This window comes from Streptomyces phaeoluteigriseus, from assembly GCF_001896135.2.
Taxonomy (GTDB): Bacteria; Actinomycetota; Actinomycetes; order Streptomycetales; family Streptomycetaceae; genus Streptomyces; species Streptomyces phaeoluteigriseus.
In genome coordinates this window covers 565,307-586,589 of sequence record NZ_MPOH02000015.1, presented here as the reverse complement: position 1 = coordinate 586,589, position 21,283 = coordinate 565,307, and the positions used below count along the sequence as shown (strand labels likewise).

Here is a 21,283-nt window from a genome sequence, read left to right as displayed (position 1 = left end):
GGCGTCAGCCTTCCTGGAGAGTGGTCAGTCCGTGGTGGATGAAGACGGGGACCAGCTCGCCGATGCGGTCGAAGCCGGGGCCCACCGTCTGGCCCAGCGTGAAGCGGTAGTGGATGCCCTCGAGGATCACGGCGAGCTTGAACCACGCGAACGCCGTGTACCAGGAGACGGCCGACACATCGCGCCCCGAGCGTGCGGCGTACCGCTCGATCAGCTCGGCGGGTGTCGGGTGGCCGGGGGCCGAGGCGGTGGTCGAGACGGGCGACTCAGGGACCTCCAGCGGCACGCTGTACATCACCAGCAGGCCGAGGTCGGTCAGCGGATCACCGAGCGTCGACATCTCCCAGTCGAGGATCGCCCTGATCGTGTCGTCCTCGCCGATCAGGACGTTGTCGAGCCGGTAGTCGCCGTGCACGACCGCCGGGGCCGGGGAGGAGGGCAGGGACCGGCCGAGCGCGGCGTGCAGTTCGTCGATGCCGGCCAGGTCACGGCTGCGGGAGGCGTCGAGCTGCTTGCCCCAGCGCCGCAGTTGCCGGGCGAGGAAGCCCTCGGGACGGCCGAAGTCCGCGAGGCCGACCTGGGCCGGGTCGACGGCGTGCAGCTCGACGAGCGTGTCCACGAGCGACAGCACCGCGCCCCGGGTGCGCTGCGGGCCGAGCGGGACCAGCTGGTCGGCCGTGCGGTACGGCGTGCCCTCGACGAACTCCATGACGTAGAAGGGCGCTCCGAGCACCTCCTCGTCCTCGCACAGCAGCACGGGACGCGGCACCGGCACACTGGTCGGGTGCAGGGCGTCGATCACCCGGTGCTCGCGCCTCATGTCGTGCGCGGTGGCCAGGACGTGGCCGAGCGGGGGCCGCCGGACGACCCACCGGGATCCGCCGTCGGTGACCGCGTAGGTGAGGTTCGACCGTCCGCCCTCGATCAGCCGGCCGGTGAGGGGGCCGTCGACCAGACCGGGGCGCTCACGGTCGAACAGGGCGCGCAACCGGTCGAGGTCGAGTCCGGGCGGGTGGTCGGGGGTCATACATCGCTCCTACGGACGGGTGACGGTAACCCGCACCATGATGCCGACCGGTCGGTATGTACGTCCAGAGGGTGTACCCAAAGTGATCGGAGCCACGATAGGACGACGCCCCCGGGGAGAACCCGGGGAGCCGCGAGGGGGACGGGCGCATGCCCGTTCAGTGGTCGTCCCAGTGCCCCTCGTGCTCGGCGTGCCGGTGCCCGTCGTGCAGGTAGTCGACGTGGTCGCCGTGGCGCACGCCCGGGTGCCCGCAGCCCTCGGCGTGCCGGTGCTCGTGTACCTCGTGGGGCAGATGCCCGCCCGGCTCGCACTCGTCCCAGTGGCCGCCGTGCTCGCGATGCAGGTGCCCGTCGTGCGCGTAGTCCACGTGGTCGCCGTGCGGGACCCCGGTGTGTCCGCACGCGGGGCCGTGCGCGTGGGAGTGTGCTGTGTGCTCCTGGTGAAGGGTGGTCATGGCGCTCACCTTCGGGGGTACGGGGACGACGTCGGACAGGCTGCCACGCGAACGGTACATTCCGGGCGTCCGGCTTGCGTGGCGTGCGAGTACCCCGGAGGGTCGGTGGCATGAAGGGCATCAGCTACAGCCGGTACGGCGGTCCCGAGGTCCTTGAGTACGGCGAGGTCCGCGACCCCAAGGTCGGCCCCGACTCCGTGCTGGTCAAGGTGCGGGCGGCCGCCGTCAACCCCGTCGACTGGAAGTGCCGGGCGGGCTATCTCGACGGCGCCCTCGAAGCCGTCTTCCCGGTGGTGCCCGGCTGGGACGTCTCCGGCGTCGTCGTCCAGCCGGGCGCGGCCGTCAGCGAGTTCTCGGTCGGCGACGAGGTGATCGGCTACGTCCGTGAGGACTTCCTCTCCCGCGGCACCTTCGCCGAGTACGTCGCCGCCCCCGTGCGCACCCTCGCCCGCAAGCCGCGCAACCTCACCTGGGAGGAGGCCGCGGGCCTGCCCCTGGTCGGCCTCACCGCCTACCAGGTCCTCACCAAGGCCCTCCAGGTCAGGCGCGGCGAGACCGTGCTGATCCACGCGGCCGCGGGCGGTGTCGGCTCCGTCGCCGTGCAGCTCGCCCGCCATCTCGGCGTGCGCGCGATCGGCACGGCGAGCGAGGCCAACCACGACTTCGTGCGCTCCCTGGGCGGCGAGCCCGTGACCTACGGCGACGGTCTGGCCGAACGGGTGCGCGGGCTGGCTCCCGAGGGCGTGGACGCGGCCTTCGACACGATCGGCGGCGACACCCTGAGGACCTCCGCCAACCTGCTGGCGCCCGAGGGCCGGCTGGTGTCGATCGCCGACGGCGACGTCGTCGACTACGGCGGCCGCTACGTCTTCGTCCGCCCCGACGCCGAGGACCTCACCCGGCTGGCGGAACTGGCCGAACAGGGGGTGGTGTCGGTGCACGTCTCGGAGACGTTCCCCCTGGAACGCGCGGCGGACGCCCACCGGCGCAGCGAGGAGGGCCGCACCCGCGGAAAGATCACGGTGACGGTGGACTGGCCGGACGAGACGGCGGAGTGAGACCCGGAGCGCCGACGAGCCGCGGGAGGCGTCAGATCACCAGCGCCGCCGCGCACACCGCCAGCGCCACCGTGCACAGGGCCGCCGCCGTGGCACGCCGTGGGTGCAGGGCCGGGGGAGCGGTCGTCGAGGCGAGGACGCGGATGCGCTGGTGGGCGAGGACGAGGAAGCCCAGCCAGAGCCCGCCGCACGCCACGCAGGCAGCGATCGCGGGCGCCGACGCACCGCCGTGCAGCGCGGCCTTCATGCCCAGCACGGCGGCGACGGTGCCGGACAGCGTCGTACGCCGCCAGGCGAGCCGGGTCCGCTCCGGCTGGAGCCCCGGATCGCGGTCGCCGCTCACCCCTCCCACCCGACGAGCACGACGACGACCATCGCGACGGCCACCACGGCGACGACGACGCCCAGCAGCGCCGGGAAGCGCGACACCGGCAGATCCTCGCCCCGTCGCATCGCCCGCTCGCAGCGCACCCAGTGGTTCACCGCCCGCAGGGAGCACAGCACACCCGCCGCGAGCAGCGCCAGTGCCAGCCCCACCCGCCAGCCCCACCGCAGGTCCGGCAGGAACTGGTCCACCGCGAACCCACCGCCGATCAGCGCGAGAGCGGTCCGCAGCCAGGCCAGGAACGTGCGTTCGTTGGCCAGCGAGAACCGGTAGTCGGGCGTCACCCCCTCCTGCCGGACCCCTTCGGGCGCGAACCACAACCGGACGTTCCGCACGAACTCGCTCACGTGCCGGACCCTACCCGCCCCTCCGGGACACGTACGCGCCGCTCAGCCGCCCGCCCGGAGCGCCCTGAGCCGTTCGTACGCCGCGAGTCCGTCCGGCACCCACTCCCAGTCGCTCAGGCGGTCCTCCACCTCCTCCTCGGTGAGGAAGGCGTGCCAGGCGACCTCCTCCACCTGGGGGTTCACCGGCAGCTCGCAGCGCACCTCGTACACGGCCGACCACCAGCTCCCGCGGGCCCCGCCGTCGTAGAGGAACTTGAAGAGGAACTCCGGACGCGGTAGCCCGCTCACGCCGAGTTCCTCCTCGGCCTCGCGCAGCGCCGCGTCGTCATAGGTCTCGCCCGCGCCGACCACCCCGCCGACGAACATGTCGTGGAGCGAGGGGAAGACCAGCTTGGTGGGGGTGCGGCGGTGGACGAAGAGGCGGCCCTCGGCGTCCCTGGCCCGGACGAAGACGCAGCGGTGGCGCAGGTTCTCGGCGTACACCCGCCCGCGCGGAAGCTGTGCCACCACCCGGTCGTGTTCGTCGACGACGTCGAGGATCTCGTCAGCAGCGCTCATGCGCCCATCCAAGCAGGGGCGGACGGCCGGGCGGCAGAACGGGGGTACGACCGCGGTCGGAGCGGCCGGCGGTCAGAGCGGCCGGAGGTCGGGCACCCGTTCGCGCGGCGCCGCGCCCTGCGGCATCGCGGGGTGCAGCCCGAGCAGCAGGATGCCCACGACGGCGCCGCGAGTCCCGCCGCCTCCCAGGCCAGCGCGCCCGCGTCGGTGCGCAGCCGGTCCCCGAGGAAGCCCACCCCGCAGATGATCCCGGCCAGCGGCTGGGCGGCGGTCAGCGGGGGCAGCGACATCCGAAGGGGTGCCGTCTCGAAGGCGCTCTGCACCAGCACCAGGCCGGTCACCCCGAGCACCAGGACGGCGTACGGCTGCCAGCCGGTGAGCAGCAGGGCGAGGCCGCCGTCCGAGAAGCGCTCCCCGCTGACCCGGGTCAGGGCGTCCTGGACGCCGTAGAGCAACCCGGCCGCGAGGGCCAGCAGCACCGGGCCCGAGGACAGCCGTGAGCGTTTGGCGTACGCGGTGAGCAGCAGGGCGAGTCCGACCATCCCACCGATGATCAGCCAGTGCCGCAGCGGATCGGAGACCGCCGTACCGCCGCGCGGCTCGCCCGCCACGATGAACGCGCTCACCCCGCCCGCGAGCAGCAGCAGACCCGACCAGCCCTGCCGGCCGAGCGGCTGGCCGGTCTGGCGGCGGGAGAGCGCGAGGGCGAAGAGCAGGTTCGTCGCGAGCAGCGGCTCGACCAGGGACACCTCGCCCCGGCCGAGGGCGATCGCGCCGAGCGCCATGCCGGCCACCATCAGCCCCATGCCGCCGAGCCAGCGCGGCACACGCACCAGGTCGAGCAGCAGCCGGGGTGAGAGGAAGTCGCCGAGGGGCGCCTTCTGGGCGGCGTTCTGCTGGAGGACGAATCCGAAGCCCAGGCAGCAGGCGGCGCTCACTGCGAGAACCAGGACCAGAACCGACACGCTGCGTACCTCGATGTGCTTCGGGGGAGTGGCTTGCTCCGGATGCCTGCCGCGGGCGGACACCGGGGGTGGCGCGGAGCGACCGTGCGGCCATGCTGCGGGACCGGAGCGGGCCGCGCCATGGCGTACGCCACATCCGTGCCGCCGCCGGTGCCGCGACCTGCGTGGGAGCCGGTCAAGTGCTCGCCACAGGGGGGCAGTTGACGGCTGTCACGTGCCCCCGGCGCTTGACGGTGAGTGTCGCCCGGGGGTTTGCTGAGGGTGATCGGTCGATTGCGGGCCGACGACGTGCCCGCCGCCGAGCCGTACGCGGCGCCCTGCCCGGCCCGTCACCGAGAAGTCTGAGGAAGTCCCGCGGTGCCCCCACCACCCCCGATATCCCAGCCGTCCCCGCCCCGGAGCCAAGAGCGCCCGGCCGGACCCGTCGGCGCAGCGCCCGTCGGCGCGGCCCGCGTCGACGCCGCGCCCATCCGGGCCGCGCTCGCCGACCCGACGCCCGCCGGCCCGACGCTCGCTGCCCCGACGGCCGCTGGCCCGACGGTAGGGGACCCGGCCCTCGACGACATCGAGCTGGCCTGCGCCCGCGCCGCACCGGCCCAGGCCCGACGGCAGGCCGCCCGCTCGCTGCTCGCCCGCACCGGTGACGACTGGGACCGGCGAGGACACCGGATCACCGTCCTCGCCCTCGATCCCGACGCCGCTGCCTGGGCCCACGCGTGGCTGCTCGCCGAACCGGGCTGCGCCGACGCCGCCGTCCTGCTGGCCCTGGCCCACGTCCGGCGAGCCCTGCGCGGCAAGGAGAACCCGGCCACCGCCCGCGCGGCCTGCCGGGCCGCCGCCGAGGCCGCACCGGCCGACCCCACGCCCTGGCTCGGCCTGCTGATGCTGGAGCGCGAGGGAACCGCCGACGCCGTCCGGATCTTCGAGGAGATCCGGGCCCGCCACCGCGACCACCACCACGCGCACCACCTGATGATCGCCCTGCTCGCCGAGCGCCGCGCCGACGCCGGCCCGGACCAGCTGCACGAGGTCTACGACTTCGCGTCCTGGGCGGCCGACCAGGCGCCCGCCGACTCCCCGCTCGCCATCCTCCCGATCGTCGCGCACGCCGAGCGCTACCGGGCCCTGGCCGTCCGCGGCCACGCCCCCGCCGATCCGACGACCGCCCGGCACTGGCGTGACCCCCGGGCCGCCGACGTGATGAAGGCGGCCTTCGACTGGTGGCTGGAATGGGAGCACGACGGACACCCGCGCCGCCTGGTCGACCTGAACTTCCTCGCGCACGCCAAGTTCTGCGAGGGCCGGCCCGCCGAGGCCGCCGCGCTGTTCCACCGCATCGGCGACCACGTCACCCCGGCTCCCTGGTCGTACCCGGACCGCGACCCCCACGCCGCCTTCCACGCGGCCAGGACGGCGTCCCTCGGCGACACGAGGTCCGCGCACGGAGAGGGAGGGGCCATCAACGGAGCGGGAGGGCCTGTGAACCGAGGCGTCCTGAAGTGATGACGGAATTCTGACGGCCACCCCTGACCCCTGGCCCCGCGCACGCCCCGAGTGCTCGAATGGGCCCGTGACATCGGAATCACCCGAGGAACGAGGCACCCCCGTCGGCCGCCGCGTCTTCCTCGGCACGCTCGGCCTGGGCGCCCTCGGCGTCGTCGCCGCCCCCGTCCTCCAGCGCGGCCTGGAGGACTTCCTGGGCAGCGCCGCCGACAAGGACCCCACCGGCCTCACCGGGCTGCTCCCCAACGGGGGCGGCTTCCGCTACTACTCGGTGACCTCCTCCGTACCGCACAAGAACGCCGAGACCTACCGTCTCACCGTCGACGGCCTGGTCGACCGCCCCGCCGCCCACACCCTGGCCGACCTGAGGGCCCTGCCCCGGACCCGCATGGTCAGGGACGTCCAGTGCGTCACCGGCTGGCGGGTGCCCGAGACCGCCTTCGAGGGCGTACGGCTGTCCGTCCTGCTCGACGCGGCCGGGGTGCGGGCGCGGGCCGGCGCCGTCCGCTTCACCTGCTTCGACGGCGCCTACACCGAGAGCCTCACCCTCGCCCAGGCCCGCCGCTCCGACGTCCTGGTCGCCCTGCGCATGCGGGACGAGGACCTCGGCCACGACCACGGCGGCCCGGTCCGCCTGTACGTGGCACCCATGTACTTCTACAAGTCCGCCAAGTGGCTCTCGGGTATCACCGTCACCGAGAAGGTGGAGCCCGGCTACTGGGAGAAGCGCGGCTACGACGTCGACGCCTGGGTGGGCCGTTCGAACGGGCGGGACGATGACCCTACGAGCTGACGCCCCGCCCGGCGCCGCCCGGGTCCGCCGCTTCAGCCGGGCCGAACGGTGGGTCCACCGCACGACCGCCTGGCTCATGGGCGTATGCGTGCTGACGGCGGCCTTCCTGTACGTCCCCGAACTCGCGCGGCTCGTCGGCCGCCGCGAGCTGGTCGTCCGCGTCCACGAGTGGGCCGGCCTCGCCCTGCCCGTCCCCGTCCTGGCGGGACTCGCCTCCCGCGCGTTCCGCGCCGACCTCGGCCACCTCAACCGCTTCGGTCCGCACGACCGCCGCTGGCTGCGCGCGGTCCTGCGCCGGGACGAGCGCGCGGAGTCCCGGCCGGCCGGCAAGTTCAACGCGGGTCAGAAGGTCTACGCCGCGTGGATCGCCGGCGCCACGCTGGTGATGCTCGGGACCGGGCTGCTGATGTGGTTCACCCACCTCACTCCGATCACGTGGCGGACCAGCGCGACCTTCGTGCACGACTGGCTGGCCCTGACCATCGGCGTCGTCCTGGCCGGCCACATCGGCATGGCCCTCGGCGATCCGGAGGCCCGCCGCGGCATGCGCACGGGCTCGGTGAGCCCGGACTGGGCCGACCGGGAACACCCGCTGTGGCGCCGCTGACCGCCGTGACGAGCCTCAGGACGTGACGATGTCGAGCGGTCCGCCGGCCATCTCCACGTCCGCGTGCCGGCCGGCGAGGCGCTGTCGGTGACGTCGGACACGGCCGTGCGCACCCGGCCGCCGGGCAGGCCGGCGGCCGCGTGCGCGAGGCGGTCACCCTCCCGCCCGTTCAGGACCACCCCGCGGCCGGCCTCCGTGAGGCCGCGGGCGGGCGCGGGCCCGATGCCGCGGCCGGAGTCGGTCGACAGAGCCGTACGGCCGCTGATGTCGAGCAGCGGGTGAGTCGTCCCCGTACCTCTACAGGACCAGGGAGAGCAGCAGGACCAGAGCGCCGGCGACCACCGAGATGAGGGTCTCCATGATCGACCAGGTCTTGATGTTCTGGCCGACGGTGAGGCCGAAGTACTCCTTCACCAGCCAGAATCCGGCGTCGTTGACATGGCTGAAGAACAGCGAGCCGGCGCCGATCGCCAGGACCAGCAGAGCGGTGTGGGCGGTCGACATGTCGGCTGCGAGCGGCGCGACCAGGCCGGCCGCCGAGATCGTCGCCACGGTCGCCGAGCCGGTCGCCAGCCGGATCGCCACCGCGATCAGCCAGGCCAGCAGCAGGGCCGGGATCGACCAGTCCTCGGAGATCTCCAGGACCATCCGGCCCACGCCGGAGTCGATCAGCGTCTGCTTGAAGCCGCCGCCCGCGCCGACGATCAGCAGGATGCCGGCGATGGGGGCGAGGGACTTCTCCACGGTGGAGGAGAGCCGTTCCCTGGTGAAGCCGGCCGCCCGGCCGAGGGTGAACATGCCGACGATGACGGCGGTGAGCAGGGCGATCAGCGGGGAGCCGACCACGTCGAACACGCGCTGCACGGTGTTCTCGGGGTCGTCCACGACGATGTCGACGAGCGCCTTGGCCAGCATCATCACGACGGGCAGCAGGATCGTCACCAGCGTGACGCCGAAGCCGGGACGCCGGTCCAGGTCCTCCGAGGGCCGCTGCGGGATCATGCGCTCCGGGGCGGGCACGTCCACCCAGCGGGCGGCGAACCGGGAGAACACCGGACCGGCGATGATCACCGTCGGGATGGCGACCAGGACGCCCAGTGCGAGGGTCACGCCCAGGTTGGCGTCCACGGCGTCGATCGCGACCAGCGGACCGGGGTGCGGCGGGACCAGCCCGTGCATCACGGACAGACCGGCCAGTGCCGGGATGCCGATGCGCATCAGCGAGTAGTTGCCGCGCTTGGCGACCATCAGCACGACGGGGATCATCAGGACGACGCCGACCTCGAAGAACAGGGGCAGACCGATCACCGAGGCGATCAGCACCATCGCCCACGGCATCGAGCGGCCACCCGCCCGGGCGAGGATCGTGTCGACGATCTGGTCGGCGCCGCCGGAGTCGGCGAGCAGCCTGCCGAGGATCGCGCCGAGCGCGATCAGCACGCCCACACTGGCGACCGTGGAGCCGAGACCGGTGGTGAAACTGACGATCGTCTTGTCCAGCGGCGCCCCGGCGAACGCCCCCAGGGCGAGCGAACCGATGGTCAGCGCCAGGAAGGCGTGAAGCTTGAACTTGGTGATGAGCAGGACGATGAAGGCGATGCCCGCCAGCACGGCGATGCCCAGCTGGGCATGACCGGCCGAGGTGATCGGCTCGACACTGTCCGCCGCCAGCATCTCGACGCTGAGTCTGGTCACGGGGGTCCCTTACGCATGCGGGGATGGGGGAGAGGGGTACTACGGGTACGGCAGGAACTGCGGGAACGCGGGTACTGCGGGTACTGCGGGTACTGCGGGTACTGCGGGTACTGCCCAGGCACGGAGGTACGAGCGGTGTGCGAGTCCACCGCGGAGGTACTACGGGTACTGCCGGGGCGCCGCCGCCCGTCCGGGCGGGGCGGCTACCGCTGGGTGCCGGGGAGGGCGTCGAGCGCCTTCGCGGCCCGTTCGGTGATCTCCTCGGGAGTCCCGGTCACGTCGACCGCGGCCCCCGTCTCGTCCGCTTCGAGCGGCTGGAGCGTGGCGAACTGGGAGTCCAGCAGCGCGGTCGGCATGAAGTGGCCCTGCCGGTGCGCCATGCGGTCCTCGATCAGCGCCCGGTCACCCGCGAGGTGCACGAACACGATCCCGGGCGCGGCGGCCCTGAGCCGGTCGCGGTACGACCGCTTCAGCGCCGAGCAGCTGACGACCCCGCCCAGCCCGGCCCGCTCGTGAGCCCAGGTGCCGATGGCGTCGAGCCACGGCCACCTGTCGTCGTCGTCGAGCGGGGTGCCGGCCGACATCTTGGCGATGTTGGCCTGCGGGTGGAAGTCGTCGCCCTCGGCGTAGGGAACGCCGAGCCGGGCGGCGAGCAGGGGACCGATCGTGGTCTTGCCCGTGCCGGCGACGCCCATCACCGCGACGACGTGGGGGGTGCGCATCTCTGCCTCGCTGTCTTCCTCGACACCTGATGTCGACGACACTGAAACTCATTAGGTACGACGAATTCAAGAGTCTGTGACAAATAAGTCTGACTTTTTGGCTCCGTGATCTACCCCGTACGCTGAGTGCATGACCACTTTGGGCCGGGGTCTGCACGGCCGTGTACTCGATGCCCTCGGCCCCGCCATCACCGCGGGTGAGTACCCGCCGGGCAGTGTTCTGCGCACCGACGAACTGGCCCAGCGCTTCGACGTCTCCCGTTCCGTGATGCGCGAGGCGGTCCGCGTCCTGGAGTCGATGCACCTGGTCGAGTCCCGCCGCCGGGTGGGCGTGACGGTACGCCCGAAGGCCGAGTGGAACGTCTACGACCCGCAGGTCATCCGCTGGCGACTGGCCGGCGCCGACCGCCCCCACCAGCTGCGCTCGCTCACCGTCCTGCGGTCGGCGATCGAGCCGGTCGCCGCGGGCCTGGCGGCGCGCAACGCCACGGCGGAACAGTGCGCCGAGCTGACCGAGTGCGCGCTCGGCATGGTGGCCAACTCACGCGGCCACCAGCTGGAGGGCTACCTCGTCCACGACGTGGCCTTCCACCGCGTGATCCTCACGGCCTCCGGCAACGAGATGTTCGCCCGCCTCGGCGACGTCGTCGCGGAGGTCCTCGCGGGCCGCACCCACCACGAGGTCATGTTCGAGGACCCCGACCCGGCCGCCGTCACCCTGCACGTGCGGCTGGCGGAGGCGGTCCGCGAGGGCGACGCGGACCGCGCCGAGAAGCTGACCCGCGAGATCACGGTCGGCGCCCTCGAGGAACTGGACATCCTGGCGCCGTAGCCCGCGCCCCTACTGCTCCGGGAACTCCCCGTCCACGTACACCCAGGCACCCTCCACCCGTTCGAAGCGGCTCCGCTCCCGCAGCGCGCCGCCCCGGTAGGAGGCCCGGAACTCCACGACCCCGGTGGTGTGGAACGCGGACCCGTCGACCGTGTCGAGGATCTCCAGTCCCGTCCACCGCATCCCCGGATCCAGGTCCAGCCGACCCGGCCGGGTCCGCGGGTGCCAGGTCCGCAGCAGATACCCCGCGTCGCCCTTCACGAAGGCGCTGTACCGCGACCGCATCAGCGCCTCAGCGGTCGGCGCGGCGGCAGTGGCGGGGGTTCCCCCGGTCGAGGCTGTTCGAGGCGGCAGGAGGAAGCGGCCGCAGCAGCCCTCGTACGGCTCGGGCAGCCCACAGGGGCAGGAACGGGTCGTCATGGTCGTCATTCTGCTAGACGGCCGCCCGGGTCCCGGACAGCGGCAGCGGCGGCAGCGCCGTCCCGTACAGCCACGCGTCGAACAGGTCGTCCAGCGGCTCGGTGGCGAACCGGGCCGCGTGGGCCGTGAAGGCGGACGTCGTGACCGCGCCGCCGCGGTGCAGCCCCAGCCAGGCGCGCAGCATCCGGAAGAACGCGTCGTCGCCCAGCGCGCAGCGCAACGCGTGCACGGTGAGTCCGCCCCGCTCGTAGAGCCGGTCGTCGAACATCGACTTGCGGCCGGGGTCCGCCAGCTTCAGGTCCTGCGGCAGGGTGGACAGCAAGCGGTGCGCGACGGCGGCCAATTGCTGCGCCGTACGGCCGCCCGAACGCTCCGACCACAGCCACTCCGCGTACTTGGCGAAGCCCTCGTTCAGCCAGATGTGCCGCCAGTCGGCGATGGACACGCTGTTGCCGAACCACTGGTGCGCCAGCTCGTGCGCCACGAGCCGCTCCGAACCCCGGGCCCCGTCCACGTGGTTGGCGCCGAACAACGACAACCCCTGTGCCTCGACGGGGACATCGAGTTCCTCCTCGGTCACCACGACCGCGTACTCGTCGAACGGGTAGGGTCCGAACAGCTGTTGGAAGAGGTGCATCATGCCCGGCTGACGCGCGAAGTCCCGCGAGAACTCCGGCAGCAGGTCCGCCGGGATGTGCCCGTGCTGCGGCACCCCGCCGAGCCCCGGATCTCCCAGCAGCACCGTCTGGTACTTGCCGATCGACAACCCGATTAGATAGCTCGACGTCGGCGCGGACTGCTCGTACACCCAGGTCGTCGTCGACGCCTTCGTCGTCCGCGTCAGCAGCCGGCCGCCCGCCACCACCGAGTACGCCGACGGCGTCGTGACCGAGATCTGGTACGACGCCTTGTCGGCGGGCCGGTCGTTGCACGGGTACCACGACGGCGCCCCGACGGGCTGGCTCGCCACCAGCGCCCCGTCACCCAGCTCCTCCCAGCCGATCCCGCCCCAGGGGCTGTTGACCGGCTTGGGGTTGCCCGCCCAGTGCACCTCGACGGTGAACGCGGCCCCGGCCCGCAGCGGCTTGGCGGGCCGGACCCGCAGCTTGCCGCCGCGATGCGTGTAGTGCGTCTGCCGGCCGTCGACCCGGACCCGGCCGATCTTGAAGTCGGCCAGGTTGAGCTGGAATTCGGCGAGCGGCGAGCGCCCGGCTATCGCGTTGATCCGGGCCGTGCCCGAGAGCCGGTTCGGCCCGGGCCGGTAGTCCAGCGTGAGTTCGTAGCGATGCACCCGATACCGGGGATCACCGTTGGCCGGGAAGTACGGGTCCGGCCCACCTGCCTGCTGAACTGCCACTTCCGCGTCCGCTCCCTGCGCCGTGCTGCCACTCCCCGCCGGTGTGCCGTCGTCCGGTTCGAAGTGGCAGGCGTTCAGGGACGCCATGCTTCGATCGGGTTTCCGAGCCAGCGGGTGTCGTCCGGGACGGACTCCGCGGCCATCACGAGCGACGCGGGACCCAGGGTCGTCCGGGCCCCGACCGTGCTGCCGGGCAGCACGATCCCGCCAGGGCCCAGCGTGGCACCCTCACGGAGGACCACAGTATCCGTCCGCAAGATCCGGTCGTGGAAGAGGTGAGTCTGGAGCACACAGCCGCGGTTCACCGTGGCCGCGTCCCCCAGCGTCACCAGGTCCGTCTCGGGCAGCCAGTAGCTCTCCACCCACACGCCCCTGCCGATGTGCGCGCCGAGCCCACGCAGCCACGCCGACAGCACCGGCGTACCCGGCACGAATCCGGCCAGCCACGGCACGGCCACCACCTCGACGAAGGTGTCCGCCAGCTCGTTGCGCCACACGAAGCCGCTCCACAGCGGGTGCTCCCCGCTGCGGTGCCGCCCGACCAGCAGCCACTTGGCGGCCATGGACACCAGTCCGGCCAGCGCCCCCGCCCCGAGCAGCACGAGACCGGACAGCGGCGGTGCCCACGCCCCCAGCGCGCACAGCGCCGCCACGGTCAGCACCGCGAGACCGGCCGAACAGAACACCGGCACGATCCGGCACAGCTCCACCAGCGCCCGCGCCCACAGCAGCCGCGCCGGCGGCTCGTACGTCCGGCTCTGATCACCGTCGGCCGCCGCCCGCGGCAGCTTCACCGGCGGCAGCCCCAGGTAGGAACTGCCCTTCTTCGCCTTCTTCGGCGTCGCCGACAGCACCCCGACGAGCCCGCCGTCCGGCACGCTCCGCCCCGGCGCGGTCATCCCCGAGTTCCCGAGGAAGGCCCGCCGCCCGATCTCCGCGCGCCCGATCCGCATCCAGCCGCCACCCAGCTCGTACGGCGCGGTCAGCGTGTCGTCGGCCAGGAACGCGCCCTCTCCGACCGTGGTCAGGCTGGGCAGCGCGAGGACGGTCGACACCTCGGCGCCCTTGCCGATCCGCATCCCCAGCAACCGCAGCCACACCGGCGTGGCCAGCCCGGCGTACAGCGGGAAGAGCGTCTCGCGCGAGCGGTCCATCAGCTGCGTGACCGTCCAGGCCTGCCAGCCGATCCGGCTGTGCGTCGGATGCGTGCCCTCCCGCAGCCCCAGACTCAGCAGCCGCACGGCCACGAGCAGCAGCAGCGCGTACGTCAGCCCGTAGGCGAGCGTGGCCGGGACCAGCGCCAGCGCCGCACCCCGCAGCGGGGCGTCGGGCGAGACGAGGGCGTACACCACGAGCAGCGCGGCTCCGGCGGCCAGCACCGGCAGCAGCGTCAACCCGGCCCCCGCGGCCCCGTACAGCGCCCGCCAGATCCGGCCCCGGGCCGGCCGCTCCTTGGGCCAGTTGCGCTTGGCCTTGCCGAGCTTGACCGCGGGCGCGCCCGCCCAGCGCTGCCCGGTCGGGATCTGACCGGTGACGGCCGAACCCGGCGCCACCTCGGCCCGCTTGCCGACCCGGGCACCGGGGAAGAGGATGCTGCGGGTGCCGACGACGGCGTGCGCACCGATCCTGACCGGGCCGATCTCCAGCCGGTCACCGTCCAGCCACCACCCGGAGAGGTCCACCTCGGACTCCACGGCCGCGCCCCGGCCGAGCCGGAGCAGGCCGGTGACCGGCGGCAGCGCGTGCAGATCCACGTCCGGGCCGATCTTGGCGCCCAGGGCACGGGCGTACCGCTCCAGCCAGGAGCCGGTCAGCGAGGCCGCCCCGGTGAACTCGACGAGCCGCTCGGCGGCCCACAGCCGCAGATGCACCCCGCCGCCGCGCGGATGGCGGCCCGGCGTCACCCCGCGCAGCAGCAGCCGTGCTCCGCCCGCGCCGAGCGCGAGCCGGCCCGGCGGGCTGAAGAACAGCAGGCGCCCGCGATCACCAGCCACCAGGGGGCGGTCGGCAGCCGGCCGTAGGCGGGCAGCACGTTGCCCGCGGCGGCCAGGACCACCGTCCAGCGCAGCCCGAGCAGCGTGAACAGGGGAAGGAGCAGCAGGACCTGGATCAGCTGCGCGCGCCGCGGCACCGGCGCGACCGTGCGCCGGGAGCCGTCGTCCTGCGCGGACTCCTCCAGGTGCCGGGCCAGCTTGCGCAGCGTCGGCTGCTGGTAGATGTCGAGGACGGCGGCGCTCGGGTACCGGGTGCGCAGCCGCGTCGTGAGCTGCGCGGCGGCCAGGCTGCTGCCGCCGATCGCGAAGAAGTCGTCACGGGCGCCGCCGACCGGAATGCCGAGGACCGCCGTCCACTGCTCGGCGAGCCAGGCCTCGGTGCCGTAGAGCGGCTCGGCCGGGCCGCCCGTCTCCAGGCCCTCCAGGGGCCAGGGCAGCGCGGCCCGGTCGACCTTGCCCGACGTCCGGGTCGGCAGGTCGGCCACCGGCGCGAGCAGCGGCACGAGCGCGGCGGGCAGCCCGGCGCGGAGCTTCTCCACGGCCGCGGCCTGGTCCCAGCCGTCCTGGGTGACGATGTACCCGACGAGGAGCTGGTTGCCGCTGCGCGCGGTGCGCACGGCGGCGGCCGCGCCCGCGACGCCGGGCAGCGCCTGGAGCGCCGCGTCGACCTCGCCCAGCTCGATCCGGCGCCCGCCGAGCTTGATCTGCTCATCGGCCCGCCCGAGGAAGACCAGCCCCTCGGGCTCCGCCTTCACGAGGTCACCGCTGCGGTACGCCCGCTCCCAGCCCAGCGACTCCAGCGGCGCGTACTTCTCCGCGTCCTTCCCGGCGTCGAGGTACCGGGCCAGCCCGACCCCGCCGATCACCAGCTGACCGGTGCCGCCCATCGGCACGGGCTCCCCGGCCTCGTCCACGACGGCCAGCTCCCAGCCCCGCAGCGGCAGCCCGATCCGGATCGGCTCCGCCCCGCTCATCAGCGAGGCACAGGCCACCACGGTCGCCTCGGTCGGCCCGTACGTGTTCCAGACCTCGCGCCCCTCGGTCACCAGCCGCTGCACCAGCTCGGGCGGGCAGGCCTCGCCGCCGAAGATCAGCAGGCGGACGTCGTTGAGGGTCTCGGGCTCCCAGAGCGCGGCCAGCGTGGGCACGGTCGAGACGACGGTGATCTCCTGCTCCACCAGCCAGGGCCCGAGGTCGGCACCACTCCTGACCTGCGCACGAGGCACCGGCACCAGGCAGGCGCCGTACCGCCAGGCAAGCCACATCTCCTCGCAGGAGGCGTCGAAGGCGACGGACAGCCCCGCCATCACCCGGTCGCCGGGCCCGATCGGCTCCTCGGTGAGGAACAGGGCGGCCTCGGCGTCCACGAAGGCGGCGGCGCTGCGGTGGCTGACGGCGACGCCCTTGGGCTTCCCGGTGGAGCCGGAGGTGAAGATGATCCACGCGTCGTGCCCGGCACCGGGCCGCGCGGCGGGCACCTCGGAGCGGCCGTGGACGGTCAGCGCGTGCCCGGCCCCCACGACGGCCCGGACCCCGGCCTCCCCGAAGACCAGCTCGGCCCGTTCGTCGGGGTCCTCGGCGTCGACGGGCACATAGGCGGCTCCGGCGGCCAGCACGGCGAGGATCGCGACGTACAGGTCGTTGGTCCCGGACGGCACCCGGACCCCCACCCGGTCGCCGAGGCCGACCCCGGCGCCCGCCAGCCGGAGGCGCAGCCGCTCGACCTGGACGGCCAGTTCCCGGTAGGTCAGCGAGGTGCCGCCGTCGTCCAGGGCGGGCTCGTCCGGGTACGAGCGCACGGACGCGTCGAGGATGTCGACGAGGGTGCGCGGGGAGGCGGCGGGACCGCCGGAGAAACGTGCGGTGTCGCCGAGCTGTTCGCGGATCTCTTCGTCGAGCAGGCCGAGAGCGCTGCTCTCGTCTGTGGCTGCCATCGGGTCCTCGCCTCTCCTGCCCGGAAACCTCCGGGGCGCTGGCGGGCCCGCAGGTCTGCCTGGGGTTGTCCGGCTCCAGCCCGTAACAAGCCGGAAATTTTAGTACGACGCTAGGCTCGTCCCCCTTCCACCGGCCAGCCGGGTAGGCCGTCCGGGGCCCGCCGCGGGACCTCGGACAGGCTGTGACCTGGTGATCTTCGAGCCGGGGAGAGATGCCCCACATCAACGAGTGAGGGCCCCGACCTCACGGTCGGGGCCCTCACTCAATTCGCGTGTCCGAGGGGGGACTTGAACCCCCACGCCCGATAAAGGGCACTAGCACCTCAAGCTAGCGCGTCTGCCATTCCGCCACCCGGACAAGGTGTCTGTCGCGCGGGTTTCCCCTGCGGCGACGACGTAAACATTACCAGGCTTTCCCGGGTGCCCGATCACAGGCCGCCGCAGCCCGCCTGCCGTGCGCCGCACTCCCCGCATCCCGCCCGCCGTGCGCCTTGCGCCGCGCTCCGCCCGCATCCCGCCCGCACTCCGTCCGCCTGCCGTGCTGTCGCACCGCGCGTGAACGACGTGTGACGGGCCGGGACCGGTCTTGGGTGCGGGTGGCGGCGCGGGGGAGGATGAGGGGAACCACCAGCAGTGACAGCGGGAGGAACCAGCGTGAGCGCGACGGACGACACGGCCAGGGGCGTCACCGGCGAGGACGAGGTCGTGGACCTCTGCCGCGAGCTGATCCGGTTCGACACCAGCAACTACGGCGACCACTCGGGCCCCGGCGAGCGCAAGGCGGCCGAGTACGTCGCCGAGAAGCTCGCCGAGGTCGGCCTCGAACCCCAGATCTACGAGTCGCACCCGGGGCGCGCCTCCACCGTGGCCCGCATCGAGGGCACGGACCCGTCCCGGCCCGCGCTGCTCATCCACGGCCACCTGGACGTCGTCCCGGCCAACGCGGCCGACTGGACCCACGGCCCCTTCTCCGGCGAGGTCGCCGACGGGTGCGTATGGGGCCGGGGCGCGGTCGACATGAAGGACATGGACGCGATGACCCTGGCGGTCGTCCGCGACCGGCTGCGCTCCGGGCGCAGGCCGCCGCGCGACATCGTCCTGGCCTTCCTCGCCGACGAGGAGGCCGGCGGCACCTACGGCGCCCGGCACCTGGTCGACCACCACCCCGACCTCTTCGAGGGCGTCACCGAGGCGATCAGCGAGGTGGGCGGGTTCTCCTTCACGGTGAGCGAGGAGCGGCGGCTCTACCTGATCCAGACGGCCGAGAAGGGCATGCACTGGATGAAGCTGACCGTGGCCGGCACCGCCGGGCACGGCTCGATGATCCACCGGGACAACGCGATCACCGAACTGTCCGAGGCCGTGGCCCGGCTGGGCCGCCACACGTTCCCGGTGCGGGTCACCAAGACCACCCGGGCCTTCCTCGACGAGCTGGGCGACGCGCTGGGCACCCAGCTGGACGCCGAGGACATGGAGTCGACCCTCGCCCGGCTCGGCGGCATCGCCAAGCTGATCGGCGCGACCCTGAGCAACACCGCCAACCCGACCCAGCTGGGCGCCGGCTACAAGGTCAACGTCATTCCGGGCGAGGCCACCGCCCACGTCGACGGGCGCTTCCTGCCGGGGCACGAGGAGGAGTTCCTGACCGACCTCGACCGGATCCTCGGTCCGAAGGTGCGCCGCGAGGACGTCCACTCCGACAAGGCCCTGGAGACCTCCTTCGACGGGCCGCTGGTGGAGGCCATGCAGTCCGCGCTGCTCGCCGAGGACCCCACCGCCAAGGCGATCCCCTACATGCTCTCCGGCGGGACCGACGCCAAGTCCTTCGACGACCTCGGCATCCGCGGCTTCGGCTTCGCCCCGCTGAAGCTGCCGCCGGAGCTGGACTTCGCCGGCATGTTCCACGGCGTCGACGAGCGGGTGCCGGTGGACGGCCTCCAGTTCGGCGTCCGCGTGCTCGACCGTTTCATCGACGCCTCCTGAACGGAAGCGTCGACGTCGACGTCCGCGGCAACGTCTACGTCAACCGCCACGGAGCGACCGGCGTGCCTTTTATTCGGCAGCCTGTGCGGGCGGGACTGAGAAGAGTGAATGCGACGATAAGCACGTAGCCCCATTACTTCCTCGTCGTTACTGCTGATGCGATCCGTTGCTTGGGATCGCATTGCCAACAAGGAGGAATAATGATCAAGAAGATCGTAGCTGCTGCGGCCGCCACCGGTGGTCTGGTTCTCGCGGGTGCGGGCATGGCCGTCGCCGATGCGGGTGCCCAGGGTGCCGCCGTGAACTCCCCGGGTGTCGTCTCCGGCAACGTGATCCAGGTGCCCGTCCACGTCCCCGTGAACGTCTGCGGCAACACGATCTCGGTGATCGGGCTGCTGAACCCCGCCTTCGGCAACGTCTGCATCAACAAGTGACGCCGACCCGCTGAGGGGTCGTCCACACCGTCGGCCCCGGAGCGCGCGCCATGCGCTCGCGACCGGTCTTTTCTCATGTTCATTCGCGTGAAAGCCGATGGAGTGAGAAAAGAAAACCGAAGAAGCCGTAGAACCCGGAGGCCTCGCGCAGCTGGAAGGATGCGAGCAATTCGGGACGAGATTCGAAAGCAGGGATTCAGTAATGCGACAGGTCACCCGCAAAGGCCTCATGACCGTGGCGGCGGCGACGGGGGTGATCGCCGCAGCCGGAGGGTACGCCCACGCCGACTCCGGCGCGTCCGGCTCCGCCTCCAACTCGCCCGGCGTCGGCTCCGGCAACAACGTCCAGGCCCCGGTGCACGTGCCGATCAACGTCTGCGGCAACACCGTCGACGTCATCGGTGTCCTCAACCCGTCGGTCGGCAACTCCTGTGCCAACCGCAGCGCGGGCCACAGCGCCGACAAGAGCGGCGGCGGCAGCCACACCGGACACGGCGGCGGCCACAGCGGCTCCGGCTCGCAGGGCGGCTCCGGCGCGCACAGCGGCTCGGGTGGCGCGCAGGCGTCCGGCTCCACCTCCAACTCGCCCGGCGTCGGCTCCGGCAACAACGTCCAGGCCCCGGTGCACGTGCCGGTCAACGTCTGCGGCAACAGCGTCGACGTCGTCGGGATCCTCAACCCGACCATGGGCAACGACTGCGCCAACGACAGCGGCCCCGGCCGTGAGTACGGCACGCCTCCCGGCGGCCAGGAGGAGACTCCGGGCAACCAGGGCCCCGCCAAGCCGGCCGGTCCCGGAAAGTCCAGCCGCTCCGAGGTCGAGGGCACGCCCGCCAAGCCCGGTCACGTGGCCCCGGCAGGCGTCTCCTCCGTCCACTCCCCGCAGCTCGCGCAGACCGGCAGCGGACTGCCGCTGGGCCTCGCCCTCCCGGCCGGTGCGGGCGCGCTGCTCGCGGGCGCGGTCCTGTACCGCAAGGCGCGCGCCTCGGTGTGACGTCAAGGCGCGCGCCTCGGCGTGACGTCCCCTGGCACCGCACAACGGAGCGGGCCCCGCCTCGGCGGGGCCCGCTCCGTTTCCGTCATGTTCAGCTCACCACGTGGCGCGTACCTGACGGATGATCCGCCGACGCAGCCGCACTCGGCGGCTGCCGTCCCGCAGCAGGCTCAGACGGTCCAACTCCCAGTGTCCGTACTCCGCATGGTCGGTCAGCAGACGTGTCGCGTCCTTGCGGGAGACACCGCGCGGAACGTACACGTCGACAAATTCGTATTCCGGCATCGCATCTATTGTGCGGGCTGGGGCCCGGTACGGATAGCGTCTGCTCTATGTCTGATGCTGCGCAGCCCACCGCTGCCGAGGTACGCACCGCCGCCGAGGCGGTCAAGACCGCGCTCGACCGCCACCTGGCGGCGGTCGAACGCAGGACGGGTGAGGACGACCCGGCCGTCTACGCGGCGTTCAACGAGCTGGCCGCGGCCGCGGAGGCGTACGACGAGCTGCTCTACGACCGTTATGACGAGGTCACCCCCTTCGAGATCCCCGGCGCCGACGACTCGCTGCCGCCCTACGCGGGCCCCGAGGAGCCCAACGCCCTGAGCGTGCTGATCCGCCGTGACTACGCGGTGGTGGAACCGCAGCGACTGCTGGCGCAGGCCCAGCGGGTCGAGGCGGCGGAGTTCGAGGACGGCGCGGAAGCGGAGGCCTCCGGGACCGTCCACGGCGCGCTGGGCCTGCTCTTCGGCGAGTTCGAACCCGACGAGATCGCCTCCCGGCACAAGGAGTTCGGCCTGGAGGAGGCCGACTCCACCCTGTGGGTGCTGGCGGCCGACGAGCCGGCCGAGCCGGGCGAGTGGCTGGAGACCCCCTTCGAGCAGCCGGACCCGCAGCAGGTCGTGTGCCGCTTCGACGTCAGCTCGGTCTTCGACGACGACCTCGAGGACGACGAGGACGACGCCGAGGACGAACTGGTGGAGGAAGAGGACGACGAGGACGAGGAAACGGGCCCGGAGCGGTCGGCCACCGACCGCGTGGACCGCTAGGGCCCTGTCGTTCGGATCATGCCGCAGACGCGGGGTCCGGCTCGCGCATCTGCCGCGTCGCCGACGCTCCGCGTCGACGCCCTCCTCCGCCTTGCGGCCGCACGCACCAGACCCCGCTCACCGGCACTGAACAGCGCTGTCGACCTCCCCTGCGACCTGATCCGAAGACAGGCCC

19 protein-coding genes, 1 tRNA gene and 2 pseudogenes are annotated in these 21,283 nt (G+C 72.8%); 9 read left to right on the top strand and 13 right to left on the bottom strand.

What is annotated here, in order from left to right:
- Window positions 1–4: 4 nt before the first annotated feature.
- Together BM536_RS20550 and BM536_RS20545 are read right to left on the bottom strand one after the other, a co-directional pair.
- Window positions 5–1,027, bottom strand: coding sequence for a phosphotransferase family protein (locus tag BM536_RS20550; protein ID WP_073497632.1), 1,023 nt, complete (start codon window positions 1,025–1,027; stop codon window positions 5–7).
- Between the two features lie 157 nt (window positions 1,028–1,184).
- The gene (locus tag BM536_RS20545; RefSeq protein WP_073497638.1) at window positions 1,185–1,481 is read right to left on the bottom strand and encodes a hypothetical protein; all 297 of its coding nucleotides are present in this window, start codon (window positions 1,479–1,481) and stop codon (window positions 1,185–1,187) included.
- 110 nt (window positions 1,482–1,591) lie between these two features.
- Between BM536_RS20545 and BM536_RS20540 the strand changes: the two genes are divergently transcribed.
- Window positions 1,592–2,539, top strand: a complete 948-nt coding sequence (locus BM536_RS20540) for an NADP-dependent oxidoreductase (RefSeq protein WP_073497634.1) — start codon at window positions 1,592–1,594, stop codon at window positions 2,537–2,539.
- Window positions 2,540–2,570: 31 nt separating this feature from the next.
- Here BM536_RS20540 and BM536_RS20535 read toward each other — a convergent pair whose 3' ends face one another.
- From BM536_RS20535 to BM536_RS20520, 4 genes and pseudogenes are all read right to left on the bottom strand, one after another.
- Window positions 2,571–2,891, bottom strand: a complete 321-nt coding sequence (locus BM536_RS20535; protein WP_073497635.1) for a DUF202 domain-containing protein — start codon at window positions 2,889–2,891, stop codon at window positions 2,571–2,573.
- A complete protein-coding gene (locus BM536_RS20530) occupies window positions 2,879–3,271 on the bottom strand; it encodes a YidH family protein (protein WP_073497636.1) in 393 nt (130 codons plus the stop codon). Before BM536_RS20530 ends, BM536_RS20535 begins: the two co-directional genes overlap by 13 nt.
- A gap of 42 nt (window positions 3,272–3,313) precedes the next feature.
- Window positions 3,314–3,829, bottom strand: coding sequence for an NUDIX hydrolase (locus BM536_RS20525; protein ID WP_073497637.1), 516 nt, complete (start codon window positions 3,827–3,829; stop codon window positions 3,314–3,316).
- Window positions 3,830–3,901: 72 nt separating this feature from the next.
- A pseudogene (locus BM536_RS20520) lies at window positions 3,902–4,794 on the bottom strand (DMT family transporter).
- A gap of 468 nt (window positions 4,795–5,262) precedes the next feature.
- Here BM536_RS20520 and BM536_RS20515 point away from each other — a divergent pair.
- The 3 genes from BM536_RS20515 to BM536_RS20505 all read left to right on the top strand — a co-directional run bounded on the left by BM536_RS20515 (window position 5,263) and on the right by BM536_RS20505 (window position 7,697).
- Window positions 5,263–6,297, top strand: a complete 1,035-nt coding sequence (locus BM536_RS20515) for a hypothetical protein (protein WP_425444667.1) — start codon at window positions 5,263–5,265, stop codon at window positions 6,295–6,297.
- A 67-nt stretch (window positions 6,298–6,364) separates the two neighbouring features.
- Window positions 6,365–7,090 (top strand): molybdopterin-dependent oxidoreductase, encoded by a 726-nt coding sequence (locus tag BM536_RS20510; RefSeq protein WP_073495872.1) that lies wholly within the window; start codon window positions 6,365–6,367, stop codon window positions 7,088–7,090.
- Window positions 7,074–7,697, top strand: coding sequence for a cytochrome b/b6 domain-containing protein (locus BM536_RS20505; RefSeq protein WP_094103302.1), 624 nt, complete (start codon window positions 7,074–7,076; stop codon window positions 7,695–7,697). Before BM536_RS20510 ends, BM536_RS20505 begins: the two co-directional genes overlap by 17 nt.
- 297 nt (window positions 7,698–7,994) lie before the next feature.
- On the opposite strand, the gene BM536_RS20500 is transcribed toward BM536_RS20505, so the two are convergent.
- Both BM536_RS20500 and BM536_RS20495 read right to left on the bottom strand, forming a co-directional pair.
- Window positions 7,995–9,392 carry a GntP family permease gene (locus tag BM536_RS20500; protein WP_073495876.1) on the bottom strand — a complete coding sequence of 466 codons (1,398 nt, stop codon included), beginning with the start codon at window positions 9,390–9,392 and terminating at the stop codon, window positions 7,995–7,997.
- Between the two features lie 203 nt (window positions 9,393–9,595).
- On the bottom strand, window positions 9,596–10,114 hold the full coding sequence (locus BM536_RS20495; RefSeq protein ID WP_211362915.1) for a gluconokinase: 519 nt from the start codon (window positions 10,112–10,114) through the stop codon (window positions 9,596–9,598).
- 130 nt (window positions 10,115–10,244) lie between these two features.
- Here BM536_RS20495 and BM536_RS20490 point away from each other — a divergent pair, with 130 nt between their 5' ends.
- Window positions 10,245–10,946, top strand: coding sequence for a FadR/GntR family transcriptional regulator (locus BM536_RS20490; protein WP_073495879.1), 702 nt, complete (start codon window positions 10,245–10,247; stop codon window positions 10,944–10,946).
- Between the two features lie 9 nt (window positions 10,947–10,955).
- Here the strand turns inward: BM536_RS20490 and BM536_RS20485 are convergent, their stop codons facing one another.
- The 4 genes and pseudogenes from BM536_RS20485 to BM536_RS20470 all read right to left on the bottom strand — a co-directional run bounded on the left by BM536_RS20485 (window position 10,956) and on the right by BM536_RS20470 (window position 17,009).
- Window positions 10,956–11,375, bottom strand: coding sequence for a YchJ family protein (locus BM536_RS20485; RefSeq protein ID WP_073495881.1), 420 nt, complete (start codon window positions 11,373–11,375; stop codon window positions 10,956–10,958).
- A 4-nt stretch (window positions 11,376–11,379) separates the two neighbouring features.
- Window positions 11,380–12,723: a M1 family metallopeptidase gene (locus tag BM536_RS20480; protein WP_073495895.1), complete on the bottom strand. Its 1,344-nt coding sequence runs from the start codon at window positions 12,721–12,723 to the stop codon at window positions 11,380–11,382.
- Between the two features lie 74 nt (window positions 12,724–12,797).
- Window positions 12,798–16,651, bottom strand: a pseudogene (locus BM536_RS20475) (Pls/PosA family non-ribosomal peptide synthetase).
- Window positions 16,652–16,924: 273 nt separating this feature from the next.
- Window positions 16,925–17,009: transfer RNA gene (locus BM536_RS20470), tRNA-Leu, on the bottom strand.
- Between the two features lie 296 nt (window positions 17,010–17,305).
- Here BM536_RS20470 and BM536_RS20465 point away from each other — a divergent pair.
- From BM536_RS20465 to BM536_RS20455, 3 genes are all read left to right on the top strand, one after another.
- Window positions 17,306–18,634: a M20/M25/M40 family metallo-hydrolase gene (locus BM536_RS20465; RefSeq protein ID WP_073495883.1), complete on the top strand. Its 1,329-nt coding sequence runs from the start codon at window positions 17,306–17,308 to the stop codon at window positions 18,632–18,634.
- Window positions 18,635–18,834: 200 nt separating this feature from the next.
- The gene (gene chpH, locus BM536_RS20460) at window positions 18,835–19,068 is read left to right on the top strand and encodes a chaplin ChpH (protein WP_073495885.1); all 234 of its coding nucleotides are present in this window, start codon (window positions 18,835–18,837) and stop codon (window positions 19,066–19,068) included.
- Window positions 19,069–19,270: 202 nt separating this feature from the next.
- Window positions 19,271–20,062 carry a chaplin gene (locus BM536_RS20455; protein WP_094103301.1) on the top strand — a complete coding sequence of 264 codons (792 nt, stop codon included), beginning with the start codon at window positions 19,271–19,273 and terminating at the stop codon, window positions 20,060–20,062.
- A 96-nt stretch (window positions 20,063–20,158) separates the two neighbouring features.
- Here the strand turns inward: BM536_RS20455 and BM536_RS20450 are convergent, their stop codons facing one another.
- On the bottom strand, window positions 20,159–20,347 hold the full coding sequence (locus BM536_RS20450) for a DUF5703 family protein (protein ID WP_005485166.1): 189 nt from the start codon (window positions 20,345–20,347) through the stop codon (window positions 20,159–20,161).
- Window positions 20,348–20,394: 47 nt separating this feature from the next.
- On the opposite strand from BM536_RS20450, the gene BM536_RS20445 reads away from it, so the two are divergent.
- Complete coding sequence (locus BM536_RS20445; protein ID WP_073495889.1) at window positions 20,395–21,108, top strand: hypothetical protein; 714 nt, start codon at window positions 20,395–20,397, stop codon at window positions 21,106–21,108.
- The last annotated feature ends 175 nt before the right edge of the window (window positions 21,109–21,283 follow it).